We start from the raw sequence: 18513 nt of genomic DNA on the forward strand, positions 1-18513 counted from the left end.
AGTGTCGGGTCGACGCTGGTCGTGGCGTTCATCGTCGTCGCCTCTTCAATGCGCTTGCGTGAGATGCACTTTCACGGTCGCCGAAAGACCGGGCCGCAGCGCGGCTTGCAGGTCCGCCGGCGCATTCGCGTCGACGCGGATGCGCACCGGCACGCGCTGCACGATCTTCGTGAAGTTGCCCGTGGCGTTCTCGGGCGGCAGCACGCTGAAGGTCGCACCGGTGGCGGGCGCGAGGCTCTCCACGGTGCCGTGCAGCGTGCCGCTGGCCGCGTCGAGTGTCACGTCGGCGCGGTCGCCCGCGTGCATCTTCTTCAACTGGTCTTCCTTGAAGTTCGCGTCCACCCACAGGCCCGTGGCGGGCACCACGGTCAGCAGCGGCGCGCCCACGTTGGCAAGCGTGCCCACCCGCGCCGTGCGATTGCCGATGTAGCCATCCACGGGCGCGGTCAAGGTCGTGTACTCGACGTTCAGTTGCGCGAGGCGCTGGTTGGCCTCGGCCGTTGCGACACGCGCCTGGGCGTCGTTGATCTGCGCGGCCAGCACGTCGAGCTGGCGTTGGGCCGCCAGCACCGCCGCGCCGCTTTGCGCGACCGACGCCTGGGCCTTCGCGTAGTCGGAATCCGCACGCTCGACCAGCTGGTTCGAGACCGCGTCGTCCTTCACCAGCTCGCGGTAGCGCGTCTGGTCCTGACCGCTGCGCGTGAGTTCCGCATTCGAGGCGCGCACTTCGGCCTGGTGCTGGTTGATCACCGCTTCCTGCAGCGTGCGCCGCGCCTGCAATTCGTCAACCGCGGCGCGCGCGCTCGCCAGCTCCGCGTTGGCCTGGGCGAGCTTCGCGTCGTAGTCGCGCGAGTCCAGACGCAGCAGCACCTGGCCCGCGTGCACGCGCTGGTTGTCCTGCACGGGAATCTCGGCGACGAAGCCGCTCACGCGCGGCGCCATCACGGTGACATTACCGCCGACGTAGGCGTCGTCGGTCGTCTCGACGAAGCGCAGCACGAAAAACCAGTAGCCGGCGGCGGCGGCCAGCACGAGAGCGACCGCGCCGAGCGCGAGACGCATGCGCGAGATGCGCGTACGCTCTCTCGCTTGCGTCGGCTCGACCACGACGGAAGTGGAAGGACTCGACATGACGTTTACCTGTGCATATACACTGCTAAAGATGAAAAAAACGCCGCGATGGGAAGAAGCGCGACGCAACCCACAAACCCGACCGAAAACACTAAACCGCCCGGGTGATGCGAAACAACTCGCGCCGCAGCCACGCGGCGCGTCGTGCGCCAAAGCGGCGCTCAAATTCGTCCTGCGCCGCGCGCCAGTGTTCGTGCGCCGCGTCGAGCCGCGTACGGCCCACTTGCGTGAGCGCGAGGCGGCGGCGGCGTCCGCCGCGGTCCGGCGCATCGGCCACGAGCGCACCGCGCAACAGCGGCCGCAAGGCCCGCACGAGCGTGGTACGCTCCATCACCATCGAGCGTCCGAGTTCCGCCATCGTGAGGCTCGACGCGCGACCCAGCGCGCCGAGAATGCTGAACTGCGTGGGCGTGAGCCCCGCCGCGCTCAGATGCCGCTCGTAAAGCTGCGACAGATGCCGCGCGGCCTGGCGTACGGCGAAGCAATCGTCGTGCTCGGGTGACTGGTAGATGTGCATATGCACAGATTAGTCGGCAGTCAGGCCGCGAACAAGGCTTATGCGCCGCATCACATTATGGACGCGGCGACAATAATCGCGGCCAAGCTTTCAATTTGCCTTCACTTCGGAGGGGGTCTCGTGCGTCACGTCGTCGAAAAACGCCGTGGCGTGGTCGATGAACGCGCGTACCTTCGCCGGCAGCAGCGTGCGCGTGGTGTAGGCAAGGCGAATCTCGATCTGCATGTCGATGAGCGGGAAGTCGTCGAGCACCGTCACGAGCTTGCCCGCCTCGAGTTCCTCCCCGACGAGCGCGGTGGGGAGAATGCCGATGCCGAAGCCTTGCAGCACCATCGCGCGGTTGAACTCGGGGTTGTTCGAGGCGATTTCGTGATGCAACGGCACTACGACTTCCTCCTCGCCCACGCGGAACGCGATCACGGGCTTGCGCATGGAAGGCGGCATCGGCACGAACACGTGGTTGGCAAGGTCGGCAGGATGCTTTGGCGTGCCATGCGCTTCGAGATATGCGGGCGTCGTGACGAGCGCGAGCGGAATGCGCTCGAGCAGGCGCGTGACGGTCGAATCGTTGTTGAGCATGAACGGCAGCACGAGGCCGAGATCGTAGCCGTCCGCGATGAGATCGACGGGGCGCTCGGTGAGGATCACGTCGAGCGTCACCTTGGGATGCGCGCGTTTGAAGCTGGCGATGAGCGGCACCAGGCGATTGACCGTGGCCGTGGTGTGTGCGACCAGGCGCAGCACGCCGCTCGCTTCACGCGTTTGCACGGTGGCGTCGGCCTCCAGCGCGTCGAGGTCGTCGAGCACGCGGCAGCAACCTTCGTAGAAGCGCTCAGCCGCCTCGGTGAGCGACACCGCGCGCGTGCTGCGATGAAAGAGCCGGCTGCCGAGGCGCTTTTCGAGGCGCGCGATGGCGCGCGAGACGACGGGCGTGGTAAGGCTGTGCATGTCCGCGGCACGCGTGAAGCTGCGCGCCTCGACGACGGAGCGGAAGATCCGCAGGCTGTCGATGTAGTCCATGGTCGTGAGGGGGATGGTGTTGGCGTAGCTTAACACCGGGCAACGCGGCCCACTCACGCACGACGACGGGGCGATTTGTCAGAACTGTGCGGTGGCCTGCACGCCGACCGTCAGGCGTGAAGTTGGGAAACCACGAGGCTTGTAAATTGGCGTACCCATGAAAAGGTCATAGCTCAAGCCTGCGTATTTCATCGGGATCCCGCCGCGAACGCCGATCACCGCGCCCGCGAGTTGCGTACCCGCGAGGAACGCCGTACCCGGCCCGAACACGTGGCCGTAGTCGATGCCTGCGTAGAGCGTCTGCCCCGTCTGGAACACAGACCATTGCAGCTCGTTGCGCCAGTAGAAGCCGCGCTCGGCGGCCAGCATCGTGTTGCCATCGAAGCCGCGCACGGTGTAACGGCTGCCGATGGTCAGGTCGTCGATATAGAACAGCGTGTCGTTGGTGAACTGGCCATGCACGGTTCCCGTATAAGCGAAGCGCTGCGAGGCGATGGCGAACGGCACCGAGAGGTTGGCGTCGAGCACCGCCATGTGGAAACGATAGGTGTGACCGTTCGTGTACGGATCCGGTGTCGCGCCAAATCCCCCGATGCCCTGGCGATACGCCAGCGTGCCGTCGAACTGTGCCGCGCCGAAGTAATGACGATCGGTCACCCCGAGTTCGAGGAACGTGTTGTTGCGCGCCTGCGTGGGGATGGGTCGTGTCATCGATAAAGCTGTCGCCAAACCGCTTCGAGAGCTGCATATAGCCACCGAGGACATCGTTCTGGCCGCGCGCGATGACACGCGCGAGACGCAGCGCGGCAATCTGCGAATTGCCGCTCGATACGAACGTCTGGTTCACGCCCGCGATGTTCTGGTAGTAGGTGTTCGTATTGCCCGAGAGCGTGGCCGTCCAGTAGCCCCACGGCACCGAATACGAGCCATTGAAGCCGTGCGAGCCCAGTGACTTGTTGCCGAACGAGAGGTCCTGGTTCGCGCCTAGTGTAAAGATGTCGTTCAGGCCGAGCGGGTTGTCGATGCCAAGACTCACGTTGCCCTGCCACTTGCCCGTGGCGTCGGTGCCCGAGTTGTCCACCGAGGCGACGAACGTCCACGGCTTGCTGCGCTTGAGCGTCACGATCACATCGCTTTCGCCGGGTGTGCCGGTTGGCTCGATCTGCATGTCGGCGTCCTGGCTCGCCACGCGCTTCATCTGCTCGAGGCCCTGCTCGAGGTCGCGCAGGTTCAGCAGCTCGCCGCTACCGGTGGGGAATGCCGTTCTCCATGTGCCCCACATCGACGGCTCGGCAAGCCGCACCTGGCGCACGACACCCGGCACGAGCGCAAACCGCATGACGCCCGAGGACAGGTCCTGCTCGGGTATCAGCGCACGCGTGGTGATGTAGCCGCGCGAGAGGATCGCCTGTTGCAGGCCCTTCACGAGCACCTCCATGCCGGCCTTGCCGACGCATTGCCCCTGGTAGTGGCCGAGCCATTCGAGCGCGAAGGCGAACGGGTCCTGCGGCAGCGCGAACGCGCCCTGCTTTCGTACCGCGTCGGACAGCGCGGGCGGCACGTCGAGCGTGAACGTCTCGATACGGAAACAAGGTGTCTCCTGCGGCAGGTCGGGGTACGCCTGCGCCTGCGGCACGGTCGAGCGCACGGCGGGTGCCTGTACGGTGGCCTCACGCTGCTGCGTGTCGAGGCGCTGTTGCTGAATTTGCTCAGTTTCCATTCCGCCCAGGTTTTGTGCCGGCACGTTGGGCGCGAGCGTGGCTAGGGCTGTGAGCGGCAGCGCTGATAACCTCTTTCGGATTTTCATGGTGATGACGGGGTGTGGAAAATCATACGTTGTTATTTTTGGATTCCTGAATTATTGAGATAGCGACTGGAGTGTGGTGGCCGGTTACTACGATTTATGGAAATTCATTAGTCTCTGGTGACTACAGGCAACACCTCGGCCGCGGTCTGGGGTGGTGTTTCAACCGAAGAGCATGCTTTTCAGCACCACGTAATAGATGAACCCCATCATCGTTGTAAAGACGATCAGGCACGCAATTCGAATGCGACGCGATCGATTAGGATACGAGAACGGGAAGCAGGCATCACGTCACCATTTCATCCGGCTTTGTCTGTGGTCAACGGAATATCCCCGCTGACGGTTCCAATATTGACGGTTTCGCCGAGTATCGACCCAGCGCCGACGCCTAGCGCAGTGGCAGCTCCGTTGTAGGCGAATAATCGAAGCGCGGGCCGCGTGGGTGGCAGCTCATACAATCCGCCAACCACCACCAACTCAACACAGGAGTTGATCATGGCTAATGGCAGTCTTAATGTATGCGCCGCTCATCCCCGGGCGGCGCGTCACTATCTAGCAGTGGTGGCGATACCGGCGCGCGAACGCGCACCGAGTCGCCGCTTTATCCGTGGCGCACGTTATCGGGGCGATGACTTGAGCTTGCGGGCTTCGAGGCCGGGCAGCAAGTGAGGATTGAAGTGCACCACGGCAGGCTCGTCATCATGCACGAGTAAGCAGCACTGCAAACAACAACCCCGGCCAGCACCGGGGTTGTTGTTTCAGCTAAAGAAGACCTTCTTGATCAGCAAACCACCAATAAACGCGCATGCAAGAGCGACCCAAATCCAGTATCTAATTTTCTGCTCACGCGTCATTTTCTCCCATTGTTCGGGAGTCGGACCTCCACCCACAGCCATACAAGTCTCCTTACTTCGGTTGCCCGGTAATCTGCGTGGTGTGTCCCCACGGCACCACGCCAAACGTAACAGGACCGAACTGACCAATGCCTACTTCAATAGGCGTTGCGCCGCCATACGAATGCGTTATTGCAGCAACAACGTTGCGGCCAAACGGTGTAGGCACAGAAATAAATGCCTGATTTGCATCGCCAGTCAAGAAGTCGCTGGTCGACTTTGCATCATGTGCACCAAATATATAACCAATCGTTCCACGGTGCAGCGCTGTTCGTCACGTCCTGAACGCTCGCGATGTTCAGATTGCCGCCCACGTCCGCGATCACCTTGCCACCGTTGACCTGAGAGCCGGTGACATTCGTGTCGCTGCCCGAGATCACCGTCACGCTGTTCGTGCCGTTCACGTGCGAAGCATTCTGGATCGCCGCGTCGCTGTTCGCGTCTCCGTGCGCATTTGCCATCGCAGCCGACACACCAAAGCCGCCGGCCAGCGTGTACTGCACGCCAATGCTCGCGCTACTGGAGCTATTCGAGCTGCGCGTCGAATCGGTGTTCGTGGTGTTGACCACGTTCACCTGGTTCTTCGCGGCCAGCAGCACATCGTTCGCGCTCACGTTCGATCCGGCAATCGTGACGTTGCCGCTGCCGGGTGTACCGTCGCCCGTTGCGACGAACGCCGCCGTACCACTAAACACGTTGACACCGGAAAAGCGACAATCCCATGATGGACGCTGCTCCGCCTTGCGTTAATAGATCGAATGGGTACGCGATCAATCGATTCATGAGTTGGATTCGACGTCGCGCTCCAACGCACGAAGTTCCTTGACCAATTGATATGTGATCGCCGCAAAGAACGTTAGATAAGCGGGCAATCCGACCAGTACAGGACGCCAACCCGCACCTTTCACCAAGGAGACTGCCAAAATGAACATTGGTAGCGCACAAGCGGCAACATAGGCAGTAAGCGCCTTTCGCCAGACGATTTTCCGCTTGCTTTTCGCGATCAATTCTTCCCCTCTGATTTCGATGCATTTGAGATTGCACTTTGCGCCGGACCCGCCAGAACCTGATTTATCTGGCTCAAAAAGTTACCGAGTGGTCCAGGCATCATGCCCGTCATCAATGCACCAAGTGCGTTCGACCCGATTCCCACGCCGGCAGCGAGATCAGGGCTTCCAGAGTCTGCGACTGCGGTTGCGCCGAAACTACCGACCCCCGCTACAGCCGCGTTATAACCGCCTACGACAACCTTACCCGCGATCCCCGCCTCTTTGCCTAGCGCTCCGAGCGGAAGAGACAACGCCGAAATGGCAGCAGTAATTCCTCCAACCATAAGTGACTTGCCGACGTTAGGATCATCATTCGAAAGGCCAAGGGCGCGACTAAGTGCGTCGCCCGAATAGTCGTACAACGCACCTAGTCCCCACGCTGTAGCTGCGATGGGAGCAACGGCTCCAAGGGTTGTTATACCAACCGCAGCGCCGACCGCCATACCAACCTGCGGATGCGCCTCGTAACCGGGCAATGCAGTTTGCTCAGGCGTCAACGGTCCACCCAGCCGCCCGGGGTTCGCCCGTTCAGCGGGAGTAGCATTGAACAAGCCACTGGCGTTTTGGCTGATAAACTGTACAGCTAGAGGATCGCCGCCCGGGCCCTTGCTTGCCATGTCATCGACGAGCCGATAGCCGTTCGCCAGCAACATCTGCTGCGCCTGATCGGTCGTGATTGTCTGTCCAGTCTGGCCTTCGTAAAACTGCGCGAACTTGCCTGCATTGTCCTTCGCCCATTGCCGCTCGTCTGGATGCAATTGCCTGTTGTACAGGTCCACGGTCGAACTGCCAAACGCGCCCGCGCCACCTACTGCCGCACCCGCGCCCGTCGCGACCACGTTCGCCACGATGTTGCCAAGCGCGGCGTTCATGTTCGCATCGCCGGTCAGGTTCGACGCCGCAATCGAATCACTGAGCTTGTTCAACTCGCCCCCAATCTTCGAGCCAATACCCGCGCCTGCTGCACCCTCGACAGCACTGCCCACGCCGCCGCCCAGGCCCGATACGACCGCAGCGCCCGCCGCCTGCATCTCCGCACGCTTATTGCCGCCTTCGGCCCATGCGGGGTCACCCGTCGCCCTGGCCTGCGCGTCTGCGTAGTCCCCGTTCACGCTCACGCTCATGATGCGCATCTGGTCCTCGATCTGCGCCTGCGTGTATTTCCCGTCGCTGCCGTCGGCAAGTTTCTTCGCAAGCTGACGTTCGTCCGTGTTAATGCTCGTGCCACTGTGCAACTGCCTGTTGTACAGATCAGCAGTTTTGTGCTGCTACAACATCGCAACAAGGTATGAACGCCCAAAAGTGAATGCGGCTGCCAAGCCGATGCTCACTAGCGCACCAACCACGCCAAAGGCACTCGGTTCGTTATAGGAAAACCATGCAAACAGCAGCGGCGCCATCGTCATCGTTGACTTCAGCCAATATGAAAACTTCGCTCTAAACGAATCCTCCAGCCTTCTACCGAAGAGAAGAAAGGTAACCAGCAGAACCGCAAGAGCAATTACGAACGCACCGATTTCCATGTTCATTTTTTCGTCTCCCCAAGCTGATCCCAAGTGTTTCTAATCCCCCACCACGGATTGGTGAATGGATCAAACATAGGGTCAACCGGTTGAGCCAACCCGGTCGAATTTCCCAGCGGAACACCTATTTGCTTTCCGGCAGCAATCGTCCCCGTTTTCGTCACGAAGAGAACGCTTGATTGCATTAGCGAACTGGTCCCGCCTGCCCATGTGCTCAAGGCTTGACCGTAGATGCCCCCCAGAGCTCCACCATAGAGTCCACCGATGGTTTCGGCCGTGGTCAAGGGCTTCCCAGACAAATAGCTCAACCCAAGCGTTGTCGCCAACCCAGAAGCCGCTGCTTTACAAGCAACCGGCCCTGCAACCAGACAGGCAACTCCCGTGGTGGCGAACTTTCCGGCGCGCTCGTACACCAAATTCTTCTGCCGGAGTTCCGCATCAGTTAGACCACTTCCAAGCTGACTTTGCCCAACGTCAAATGCACCCTGGTTCTGCGTAATGTACTGACTGTTGTAATCGTGGTTCGCGTAGTTCGGATCCTTCTTGTAGCCATCGCAGTTCAAGTTCTGGCAACCCACGATGCTGCGGATTTCCCAGTCGTGCTTGCCGCCCGAAGCTTCCGCCGTCTGCTTATCGGAATTTCGCAGGATTTCCGCTATGATTCGGCCTTCCGCTTCCTGAACACTGATCCCCAGCTTATCGGCAACGAGCTTCGCATTCTTCTTCGCTAGCGCGTATTCATCAGGGTGGAGTTGTCTGTTGTAAAGGTCAGGTGATCGGGTCCGGACTTTCATACCTTCTGATCACTCCGCGCGCGTTCCATATCGATATCGCGCCGGCGACAGAAAGGCCACAAGTCAAGACTGGATAGGGGTTGGGTTGAGCGGCAATCACTAGTGCAGCGACGCCTGTGTTGAGCAGGAATATGCCCAACGCAATACGCCACACCAGTGGTGTACAGCGGTTCAGACACCGCGCCAGCGGACATAACCCACCGCAAAGCAAAGAAGGTTGTCGGCCGTATTTGTCGTCGCCGACAGGCGCTGCATTGTCGAGGTTTGCGCAGCGATGCCGAGCGGAACCGCCCCGGTGGCAGTCATCAACGTGGGTACCACCTGCAGAATCGCAAACAGGTAGAGCGCAATCTGGGCGACGGCAAAGTTATCCTCGATCGCGACCCTGCCAAGTTCTGGTTCATTCATTCTCGCTATTCCTGTTTGTCGTCCTTGGCCTTGTAGCTGTCGCGCGCCTTTTTGTAGCTGTTGTCGAAGGGCTTAATGTGTAGCATTCGGGCCCTACTACATAGGCCACCAACCGCCATAAGAACGAATCCAAATAGCGCCAAGAAAGCGCTCCAGATTGAGGGAGGTGCGCATTTGAACGTTACGTATGAAATCCCAATGCCAACCGCGATTAGCATGGCACATGCCCAACCGGATAAATTACCGTCGTCTATAATTTTCACTTTTTCACCGGCTCAGTAACGAAGCTATTCCACGATGCATTTACGAAATCCTGAATTTTTTGGGAAAAAGTGCTGGTATTGAATGCGTTTGCGGCTTCATTGATTACGGGACTCGCGAGCGGATATCTCGAAGAGAAACGATCGGAAATCATGGCGCTGCCACTATTCGTCCAGTATTGCCCCACATCAGGACGGATGGCTTGACTAACCGCGTCTGCACCAATTCCGACAACTGTACCTACATAGGCAGCCGCCTCAAATATAGGTGAATATGGGGAGGGCACTGCGGCTGCAGCGGCGGTCGCCGCGCTAAACCGTCCCGCATTGGTTGAAACCATCGCAGAGGCATCTGCCGTCGTATTACGCATGAAGTTGACATCTGACTGATCGAACTTCGTTAGCGGCCCCGTGATATTGATCGACCCGGTGGCGGACATTTGCGGATATTGAACCACGCTCGGCACCTCGCCCGGTGAAGCTGAGTTGTAGTTAGCGCGGATATATTCCTGCAATCGCGGATCCGCCTGCGCGGTCATCTGTGTCACGATCGGCTTGCCGTCCGCTGTCGTGCCGCCAGAGATCCATTTTGCACCTGGGTCCGTTGGAATTTGTCCGATCAACGTATCGGGCGCGCCCGACTGGCACTTACCATTCGTGCACATGTCCATGATGCGCAACTGGTCTTCAATCTGCGCCTGCGTATATTCCCCGCCACTCTTGTCGGCCAGTTGCTTCGCAAGCGTGCGCTCGTCCTTGTAGGGGTCGCGGTCTACGTGCAACTGCCGGTTGTACAAGTCCACGGTCGAACTGCCAAACGCGCCCGCGCCACCTACTGCCGCACCCGCGCCCGTCGCGACCACGTTCGCCACGATGTTGCCAAGCGCGGCGTTCATGTTCGCATCGCCGGTCAGGTTCGACGCCGCAATCGAATCACTGAGCTTGTTCAGCTCGCCCCCCATCTTCGAGCCGATACCCGCGCCTGCTGCACCCGCGACAGCACTGCCCACGCCGCCGCCCAAGCCCGCTATGACCGCCGCGCCCGCCGCCTGCATCTCCGCACGCTTGCTGCCGCCTTCGGCCCATGCGGAGTCACCCGTCGCCCTGGCCTGCGCGTCCGCGTAGTCCCCGATGCGCTGCGCCACCGCCTGCCCTGCGGCCTGTGCGGCGTTCATTCTGTCGCCCTGCTCGTTCAGGAGGGCGCTCACGTCAGGCAGCTTCGACACAGTACCGTTCGTGTTCGTCGTGTCCCGGGAGAGATTTGCCACGTCCTGCCTCTGGTTTGCCCCGTCCGTCACAGTGATCGTGCCTGCAGTCACGGCGCTGCGCGTAGTCGCATCCGCCGATCCGCTGTCGCTCTGCGGCAACATCGGTGCTACGCCGCCCCTGTTTGACCCTGAGCCGGGGCCTACCGCCTTACCCGTATTTGCAATCCCCACGCCCGCGCTGATCCCGTTGCTCGTCGCGTCGTAGTGCGAGCGGTTCTGCACATCGCTGTATGTGAGCGTGCCGGTGCTCAAGCTGTTCTTCTCCACATCCGCAGCGCTGGAAATAACCGCACCCGTGAGCGCGGTGTTCCCCCTCACGTTGATATCGAAGCCACCACTATCCGCATTGATCCCCGCCTGCTCCTTCACGCCCGCATAGTTCGAATCTGCATGCCCGTTCTGCGCGCTGAAGCTCGCGCTGCCGCCGCCCTGGCTGATCGTGAAGCCCCCACCCGCGCTGCTCTGGTGCGCGGCGCTGTTCGTCACGTCCTGCACACTCACGATATTCAGGCTGCCGCCCACGTCCGCGATCACCTTCCCACCGTTGACCTGCGAGCCGGTGATGTTCGTGTCGCCGCCCGAGATCACCGTCACGCTGTTCGCGCCGTTCACGTGCGAGGCGCTCTGGATCGCCGCGTCGCTGTTCGCATCGCCGTGCGCATTCGCCATCGCGGCCGACACACCAAAGCCGCCGCCCAGCGTGTACTGCACGCCAATGCTCGCGCTACTGGAACTGTTCGAGCTGCGCGTTGAATCGGTGTTCGTGGTGTTGACCACGTTCACCTGGTTCTTCGCGGCCAGCAGCACGTCGTTCGCGCTCACGTTCGAACCGGCAATCGTGACGTTGCCGCTGCCGGGTGTACCGTCGCCCGTTGCGACGAACGCCGCCGCAGTGCCCGCCGCCACGTTCGAGCCGCGCTGTGTCGTCATGTCCTCCGACGACTGGCTTTGGCTCTTGCTCGAACCGATGCTCACCTTGATGCCGATATCGGGCTTCCCACCATCGGCAAGGGCCTTCACTCCCGCGCCTGCCATTGCCGCATCGCTCCCCGCTGCAATCGCATGCAGCGCCGCCGCACGATCATTGCCGCTGTCCGCAGAATGGCTGACGGCGCGACCTTCCGAATACGCATTGTTGATCGCATCGCCAACCGATCCGGCGAGGCCAATCGTCACGCCGCTACTGCTGGTCTTTTGCGTCTGCGCCTGGTGCGCGGTATCGGTGGCCGAATCGATGATGATGTTCGAGGCCATGCCCGTGACGTTGCCACCCGCCAGCAAGTCACTACCCGTCACATGCAGCGTATTGCCCGCCTGGATCGCCAGATTGCCGTTGATCGATCCCACCGTGCTCGTGTTGTTCGTGACGCTCGACTCCTGATCAGTCGTTGCGAGCTTGCTGGTGCCGACCGTCACCGTCAAGCCGCTCGTGCCCAGGCCCGTGCGCTTCTCCGCATAACTGCCCGAGGACTGCATGGTGTCCTGCGACGTGCCGATGTTCACGTCATGCGCGGCAGCGAGCGCCACATCGTTCGTCCCGACAACCGTGCTGCCGTTCACATTGATATCGTGGCCGCCCGAGATCGACACGCTATCCGCCGAAATCGTGCTGCCCTGCGAGCGTGTGACGGCCGTATCGCGCGAACTCGCCACCTCCTTGCCGCTGACCACGTTGCTGTGGCTGTGCTGCTCCTGCGAGCTATCGATGTGCGTTTCGGTCGCCGCGCCGATATTGACATCGCCCGTTGCTGCAAGTGCCAGCGTACCCTTGTCGAGGTTGACCGAGCTGCCGTTGATGTCGATGTTCTTGCCCGACACCACCGCGAGTGAATCCCCCGCATTGAGCGTGGTCGCCGTCAACGCATCGTGCGATCTGTGCGACGACTCCGAGTAACTGCCGTGACCGTCGCTGCCGGAACTATTGCTGTCGATGGTCGAGGTTGCCTTCGCTGCATCGAGCGTGACGTCGCCCTTCGCCGCGATGGTGCCCCCGCCGCCCAGGTTGAGGTTCGCGCCGCTCGCCGTCAGGTCGCCGCCCACGCCAATCACCGAGACGCCGCCCACGTTCACGGTGCTGCCCGTCACGCTGTTGATGTTCGTGTCCGACACGCCATTCGCGCGCTCGACCACCTTGTGCTCGCCCGTCTGCACCGTGCCGATATCGTAGTTGCCGCCCACGGCCATGCCGAGGTTGCCGCCGATATTGAGGTTGGCCCCGTGCTGCTCGAAGTTGCCTCCTGTGATGATCGCCGCGTCGCCCGCCACGTTCAGGCTCGCCATTGGCCCCATCGTCGTGCTCACGCGCGTGGCGCCTGTGGCGCTCACCTGATTGAGCGTTTTCGTGGCCGTGTCGAGGATCACGTTGCCGCCCGCGTTGAGCACAAGACTCCCGGCGTTCACCTTCGCAGAGGTCAGATCGACGTTGCCTGCTATGGCCAGCGCCATGAGGCCGCCGCTCGTGAGCGCGCCGAACGCGTTGTTGATCGACTGGCCGTCGATCTGCATCGAGTTCGCCGCCTGCACCGTGCCGCTGTTCGTGAAGGTCTGCGCGTTCTTGAGGTCGATATCGGTTGCCGCGATGAGCGGCCCGTCCATGTTCTGCTGGCTCGCCTTCACGAGATAGACCACGGGCACGAGCACCGACTGTCCGTCCACAACCTGCGTCTGCATGATGATGACGTTGCTCGTGAGTTGCGCCACCTGCTCGGGCGACAGACTCATGCCGAGCGGCAGGTCCAGCGACCTCGAAAGCGACGCGCCCGCCGCGAGCATCGCTTCATACATCGACTGGAGATCGGTATAGGGCCCAAGAACGGCCTTGCCGGTGAGCGACGTGATCTGGTTGCGCACGAGTTGCTGCTCGTAGAAGCCATCGCCCAGGCGCTTTTCGGTCGTCTGTGGATTCAGGCCGAGCTGTTGCAGGTAATAGTCGCTCGAGATGAACGCTTTCTGGTTCGTGAACGCTGGGTTCGTCTCGATCAGGTAGCTCATACCGGGCGTGCTCACCGGCCTGAAGAGACCGCCCTGGGGGATCGTGAGGTTTTGCAGCACGTTCTGTGCAGTCGCGCTCGCGATGACCGGATCGACCATGCTCCCGCCGCCCTTGACCGAGGCCGTGCCGCCCTTTGTGCCGCCGGCATTGCCGCTCACCGCGCCGACATCCACGCCGGTCAGCGACTGGCCAGCGGCAAGCCCGAGTGAAGGAATGCCCGCGTTGCCCGCCGTGTTGTCGATGCTGATGCCCGTACCGGAGAGCGTGCCGCCCGCGACGAAGCTGGATTCGTAGCTCGGCAACGCGTAGTTGCGGATATCTGCGGGGGCCTTGCACTTGCTTGCGCAGAACGAGTAGGTCCAGTCGGGGATGCTGCCGTCATAGTTGCTGTAGTGGTAGAACCCCGAGTACGTGACCTCCACGCCAGGTGCTGCCTGTCCCTTCCAGCTATCCTGGTCGAGCGTCACGGGCGCAGCAATGTCGCCAACCGCCGCGACCGCGCTCCAGTCATTCTGGAACGTGCCGACCGATGACGCGTCGAGCCTGCCGCCCGACATGATCTGCGCCTGCGGACTGATGCCCGCGATCAGGTTCGCTACCGCCACGCCCGTATAGGACGTGTACATGTAGTCACTATTCATCTGGCCGCCGTGCGGCGGATCGATGTACACGCCGCCGATGCTGTCCGGGTCCGGCGTGTTGACCTTGCCCGTGCGGCCCGAAAGGCTGATGCCACGGTGCGCCAGCATGTCAGGATCGACAGGCTGGTTAAAGCCAGTTGTGGTCACTTCGCGCCGCGTGTTCGTCACCTGATCGGCGTGCAGCTCCATGTCGCCCGCCGACTCGAGCAGCGCCGACTGGTTGCGAATCAGGGCGGCATTGATGTAGTTCCCGCTCGCATCCTTGCCGCCCGCCAGCACGACCTTGCCAAGCCCGTAGATCGCGGTCGTCGCCTGTGAATCAGTCGCCGTGGTGTCGTCGCGGTTCTCGATATCGTTCGCAAGCAGTTCCAGCGTACCGTTGCTGTCCGTCGCACCGATGAGCGCGGTCGGCCCTACGTTGGTCACGCTGCGGTTCGCATTCAGCGACACGCTGCCGCCCACCATGGCGCCCGTGTTCTGCAGTGTGCCCGAGCGCGTGGTGAGCGTGCCGCCCGCCATCATGGTGCCGCTATTGAAGATATCGCCCGCGTTGACGCCGAGGTTGTTGGCCGCCTCCACCAGCGCGGCATTGCTGAACGTCCCCGGCAGCGTGAAGGCGAGGTCGTGACCGGCGTTGAACTGCATATCGGACGTGGGCGCGAAATCGCCCTGCATGCTGATCGTCACGTCATTGGCTGCGCTGTACGCGCCGCCGCCAGTGAGCGTCGATGCACTCACAGCGAGGTCGTGGGTCGCCCCCATCTGGCCGCGGGTGTTGTTGATCGCGCCCGTGGTCGTGACCGTGACATCACCGGTCAGGCCCGCGACGTTGCCGATTGCGCCGCCGGTGTTGTCCAGGCTATCGCCCGTCACCGCGACGTTCGCGCCGCTCACCTGAGCGCCCTGGGTGTTCAGGATCGACGACGCATTTACGCCGACATGGCCGTTACCTGTGACCTGGCCGCCAGTGTTGACGAGCTGGCTTCCTCCCTGGACAGTCGTGTCGCCCCTGCCGAGGTTGCCGATGACACCGTGCGTGTTGTCAGTGGACGCAGCAGCTTGTACCGCGAGCGTGCTGGCATCGCCAGCCGCCCCGGTACCGGACTGGATCTGACCGTTCACATTCGTCAGAGTGCCGCCGCCGTCGATGGAAGCGGACGAAAGCGAGCGCACCATACCCCGAGTGTTGTTCAGGGCACCCGCGATGGTGACCGAAAGATACCCCTGCGCGGCGAATACGCCCGATGTGTTGTCGAGACTCCCGGCGGTCGCGACTAGCCGGCCCGCCGTCATCACTCGACCGCCGACGCTCGGGAGCGCGCCCGCGCCGTTGCCTGGTGCAATCGTGAACGTGCCCGTTCCGGCGTGGAGGATCGAGCCTCCGTTGTTATCGAGCGCCCAGGGCGCAAGCGAGAAGTCCGTGCTGTTGGTTTGCAGCGTACCGCCCGCCGAGTTGTCGAGTGTGCCGCTTACGTTCAGGCCCATCGAGGCCGTGCCATATTGCGTGATCGTGCCGCCGTGGTTGAGCACGACGGTTGCCGAGAGCGCAAGCTGATCCGCCTCGATATCGCCATCGCTGTTGTCCAGCGTGCTGGTGGTCGAAATCGCGAGGTTCGGCGCGACGAACTTGCCGCCTTTGTTCGTCAACGCTCCGGTGTGGATCGTCCCGTTAGCGCCCGCGCCGATCTGGCCGCCATCGTTCACCAGCGTGCCGCTGGCCACGCTCAGGTCCGTATTCGACAGCACCTTGCCATTCGTATTGTTCAGTGCACCGGCGATCGTTGCCGTAACGCCGCGCTGTCCCCTGACGGAGCCTCCCGCATTGTTGAGCGCACCGCTTTGAGCAATGACTTTCCCATTGCTGGTAATCGCGCCGCCCGCCTTCGATACCGCACCCGCGCCGTTGCCCGCGCTGACCGTCAGCGTGCCCGTACCAGCGTGCGCAATCGCGCCTGCTCCGTTATCAATCGATGCTCCCGTTACGCGCAGGTTCGTGGCGTTCGATGCGATCCGCCCGCCGTTCGAATTGTCCAGCCTGCCGCCCGCGCTCACCGTCTGCGCGCTGCTGCCCGTCTGCGTGATCACGCCGCCTTCGTTGTTGAGGTCTCCAGGCGTCGAGACCGCTACGGTATCCGCATCGATGTTGCCCTTCGCGTTGTCGATGGACGCACCCGTAGCCGTCACTGTCGTACCCGAGAGCGTGCCGCCCGCGTTGGAAAGCAACCCGGTCGCGGTAGCCGTCAACGCATCGCCCGCGCTCGCCGAGCCGCTGTTGCTCAGGTTCCATGCGTTCAGGATGGCGTTATGCAGCGCGCTGACCTGCCCCGCGTTCCTGAAGGTGTAGGCGCTGATCTGCACGTTGCCATTGCCGCCGATCACGCCACCCACGCCGTTCAGCAGCGTGCCAGTCACACCGAGGTTCAGGCCGTCGCCGTTCAGTGAGGTAATGCGGCCTGCCGTGTTGTCCAGAGACGTGCCGGACAGCGAAAAACCCATCGCGCTCTGCATCGTGCCCTGGCCGTTGGCGACGGCCCCACCGCTGCGCACCTGCATCGCGCCCTGCGAAACGAACACGCCGGCCTGGTTCGACACGTCGCCTGCCGCCGTCGCGTTGAGCGGCCCCTGCGCCGAGACATTGCCGCCCTGGTTCGAGAGCCTGCCCGCGTCGAGTGTCACGGCACCGCCCGTCATCGCGCCGTGGTCGTTGACCATCGCGCCCGATGCCTGCGCGTTCACTGCGCCTTGGGCGCTCGTCGTCGCGCCCGAGAGATTCAGGTCGCCTGCGTTCGCCGTGAGCGACAGGTTGCCGTTCGCCGCCGTTTCGCTGCCTGCGAGATTGACCGCCACGCCCGACAGCGTCGCATCGCCGCCCGCGACATTATGGCCCGTGGCTGAAAGCCCGCCCGACGAATCAACGTTCAGATTCGCCATCTGCGTCACCACACCATCGCCGTTCACACCCGCGGCGAGCGAACCGGTCGAATTCACCGACCCCGCGCCCGCATCGAGCGCGCCCTGCGCCGCGAGCGTGCCGCTGTTCGTGAGATCGCCTGCGCTATGCGCTGCAAGCGAGCCTCGCGCGTAAGCGGTGCCGGTGTTCGTAATACCTGTATTCGAGTTCAGGGCGACGTTGCCGCTTGCGGTCGTCCTGCCCGTGAGCAGGACGCGGCCATCCGAACGCAGCGTAAAGTCGCCCGCCTGGGCGGCGATTACGCCCGCGTTCGACACGCCCACGCCGTGCTCGTTGGACGCAAGATAGATCTTGCCCGCGTACATCCCGCCTAGCTGGCTGACGTCGATCGAGACGGGCGCAGGAACGCCATTGCCCGCGATCGGCGTCGCCGCGAGCGTATCGTGATTGACGTTGTTCGCGCCGGCGATGACATTCAGGCTGTTGGCATAGACCGCCGCATTGATTTGCACGGCTCTTGCCAGTAAATCGACCTGATCGACATTCGACGCGTTAAAGCCCGCGCCCTGCACGGCGATATTGCCGCCCGTGACGTTGTAGCCCGTGAGCGCACCGTTTGCGTCGAGTTGCGGGATGCCGGTCGTCAGTACGGCCCGATTCGTATTGATGAAGCTGCCACCGTTGACGGAAATCCCCGACGGGTTTGCCAGCACCACCGTGGCACGCCGACCTGCAACTTCGAGCGCGCCGTTGAACTGCGAAGGGTTGGCACTGGTGACCTGGTTGACGATGATCCGCGCCGACTGGCCCGCAGCATAGTTCGGATTGCCATTGATCTGCCCCGCCAGCTGCGTATTCGCAATCGTCGGCGAATTGTTGAGAATCGCGCCGCGCTGCTGGACGTCGAACTGCGAGTAGCTGTTCATCGACACGCCAGCGCCCGAGGGGCGGTTGACGTTCACCTGCGGCAGGCCATTGGGCGTGTTGATGACGCCGGGCGCATGAGCACCCGAAGGAACGATCTGGGCGTGCGCGAGCAGCGGTGCCCCGCCCAGCAGCAACACGGCCGCCGCCACAGCGGCCTCGCCGCGCCCCCGTTTGCCACATGCCGGCGCGCTCTCTTCGACTGCGACGAGCATGTTGCGCGCACGGCTGAACACCAGCCTGTAAATCTTGTTCATCGTCGCCCGACACTTTCAGTTTGTCAGGCGATTCTGGTCAGGCGACTATCTCAAAACACGTCAAAAATTGTCAAAGCGGCGATTGCGCAGGAATTTCCGATTTGTCCTAGATGGGTTGACC

The 18513-nt window shown here is 62.3% G+C and carries 10 protein-coding genes and 2 pseudogenes; 1 reads left to right on the forward strand and 11 read right to left on the reverse strand.

Annotation, left to right across the window (positions count from 1 at the left end; translation table 11 throughout):
• Positions 1–45 precede the first annotated feature (45 nt).
• The 4 genes and pseudogenes from AB4Y44_RS05845 to AB4Y44_RS05860 form a co-directional block, all read right to left on the reverse strand.
• Positions 46–1062, reverse strand: coding sequence for an HlyD family secretion protein (locus AB4Y44_RS05845; protein ID WP_342919255.1), 1017 nt, complete (start codon positions 1060–1062; stop codon positions 46–48).
• Positions 1063–1222: 160 nt separating this feature from the next.
• Complete coding sequence (locus AB4Y44_RS05850; RefSeq protein ID WP_342919254.1) at positions 1223–1648, reverse strand: MarR family transcriptional regulator; 426 nt, start codon at positions 1646–1648, stop codon at positions 1223–1225.
• Between the two features lie 90 nt (positions 1649–1738).
• Positions 1739–2668: a LysR family transcriptional regulator gene (locus AB4Y44_RS05855; protein WP_342919253.1), complete on the reverse strand. Its 930-nt coding sequence runs from the start codon at positions 2666–2668 to the stop codon at positions 1739–1741.
• Positions 2669–2746: 78 nt separating this feature from the next.
• A pseudogene (locus AB4Y44_RS05860) lies at positions 2747–4475 on the reverse strand (ShlB/FhaC/HecB family hemolysin secretion/activation protein).
• A gap of 635 nt (positions 4476–5110) precedes the next feature.
• Here AB4Y44_RS05860 and AB4Y44_RS05865 point away from each other — a divergent pair.
• Positions 5111–5185, forward strand: a pseudogene (locus AB4Y44_RS05865) (hypothetical protein); the annotation flags it as partial.
• Positions 5186–5378: 193 nt separating this feature from the next.
• Here the strand turns inward: AB4Y44_RS05865 and AB4Y44_RS05870 are convergent.
• The 7 genes from AB4Y44_RS05870 to AB4Y44_RS05900 all read right to left on the reverse strand — a co-directional run bounded on the left by AB4Y44_RS05870 (position 5379) and on the right by AB4Y44_RS05900 (position 18392).
• Complete coding sequence (locus AB4Y44_RS05870) at positions 5379–5567, reverse strand: polymorphic toxin type 22 domain-containing protein (RefSeq protein WP_368698953.1); 189 nt, start codon at positions 5565–5567, stop codon at positions 5379–5381.
• A 22-nt stretch (positions 5568–5589) separates the two neighbouring features.
• On the reverse strand, positions 5590–6060 hold the full coding sequence (locus tag AB4Y44_RS05875) for a hemagglutinin repeat-containing protein (RefSeq protein WP_368698954.1): 471 nt from the start codon (positions 6058–6060) through the stop codon (positions 5590–5592).
• A gap of 308 nt (positions 6061–6368) precedes the next feature.
• Positions 6369–7649 (reverse strand): hypothetical protein, encoded by a 1281-nt coding sequence (locus tag AB4Y44_RS05880; RefSeq protein ID WP_368698955.1) that lies wholly within the window; start codon positions 7647–7649, stop codon positions 6369–6371.
• A 33-nt stretch (positions 7650–7682) separates the two neighbouring features.
• On the reverse strand, positions 7683–7943 hold the full coding sequence (locus AB4Y44_RS05885) for a hypothetical protein (protein WP_324141184.1): 261 nt from the start codon (positions 7941–7943) through the stop codon (positions 7683–7685).
• On the reverse strand, positions 7940–8731 hold the full coding sequence (locus AB4Y44_RS05890) for a hypothetical protein (RefSeq protein ID WP_368698956.1): 792 nt from the start codon (positions 8729–8731) through the stop codon (positions 7940–7942). Before AB4Y44_RS05890 ends, AB4Y44_RS05885 begins: the two co-directional genes overlap by 4 nt.
• A gap of 171 nt (positions 8732–8902) precedes the next feature.
• A complete protein-coding gene (locus AB4Y44_RS05895) occupies positions 8903–9139 on the reverse strand; it encodes a hypothetical protein (protein WP_368698957.1) in 237 nt (78 codons plus the stop codon).
• Between the two features lie 259 nt (positions 9140–9398).
• Positions 9399–18392, reverse strand: coding sequence for a hemagglutinin repeat-containing protein (locus AB4Y44_RS05900; protein ID WP_368698958.1), 8994 nt, complete (start codon positions 18390–18392; stop codon positions 9399–9401).
• Between the last annotated feature and the right edge of the window lie 121 nt (positions 18393–18513).

The sequence above is a fragment of the Paraburkholderia sp. BR10937 genome (assembly GCF_040965695.1).
GTDB lineage: Bacteria > Pseudomonadota > Gammaproteobacteria > Burkholderiales > Burkholderiaceae > Paraburkholderia.

What these genes read in the sequence shown, in the direction of transcription:
- AB4Y44_RS05845 (WP_342919255.1), bottom strand. Translation starts at nt 1,062, where the DNA reads ATGCGTCTCGCGCTCGGCGCGGTCGCTCTCGTGCTGGCCGCCGCCGCC.
- AB4Y44_RS05850 (WP_342919254.1), bottom strand. Translation starts at nt 1,648, where the DNA reads ATGCACATCTACCAGTCACCCGAGCACGACGATTGCTTCGCCGTACGC.
- AB4Y44_RS05855 (WP_342919253.1), bottom strand. Translation starts at nt 2,668, where the DNA reads ATGGACTACATCGACAGCCTGCGGATCTTCCGCTCCGTCGTCGAGGCG.
- AB4Y44_RS05885 (WP_324141184.1), bottom strand. Translation starts at nt 7,943, where the DNA reads ATGAACATGGAAATCGGTGCGTTCGTAATTGCTCTTGCGGTTCTGCTG.
- AB4Y44_RS05890 (WP_368698956.1), bottom strand. Translation starts at nt 8,731, where the DNA reads ATGAAAGTCCGGACCCGATCACCTGACCTTTACAACAGACAACTCCAC.
- AB4Y44_RS05895 (WP_368698957.1), bottom strand. Translation starts at nt 9,139, where the DNA reads ATGAATGAACCAGAACTTGGCAGGGTCGCGATCGAGGATAACTTTGCC.
- AB4Y44_RS05900 (WP_368698958.1), bottom strand. Translation starts at nt 18,392, where the DNA reads ATGAACAAGATTTACAGGCTGGTGTTCAGCCGTGCGCGCAACATGCTC.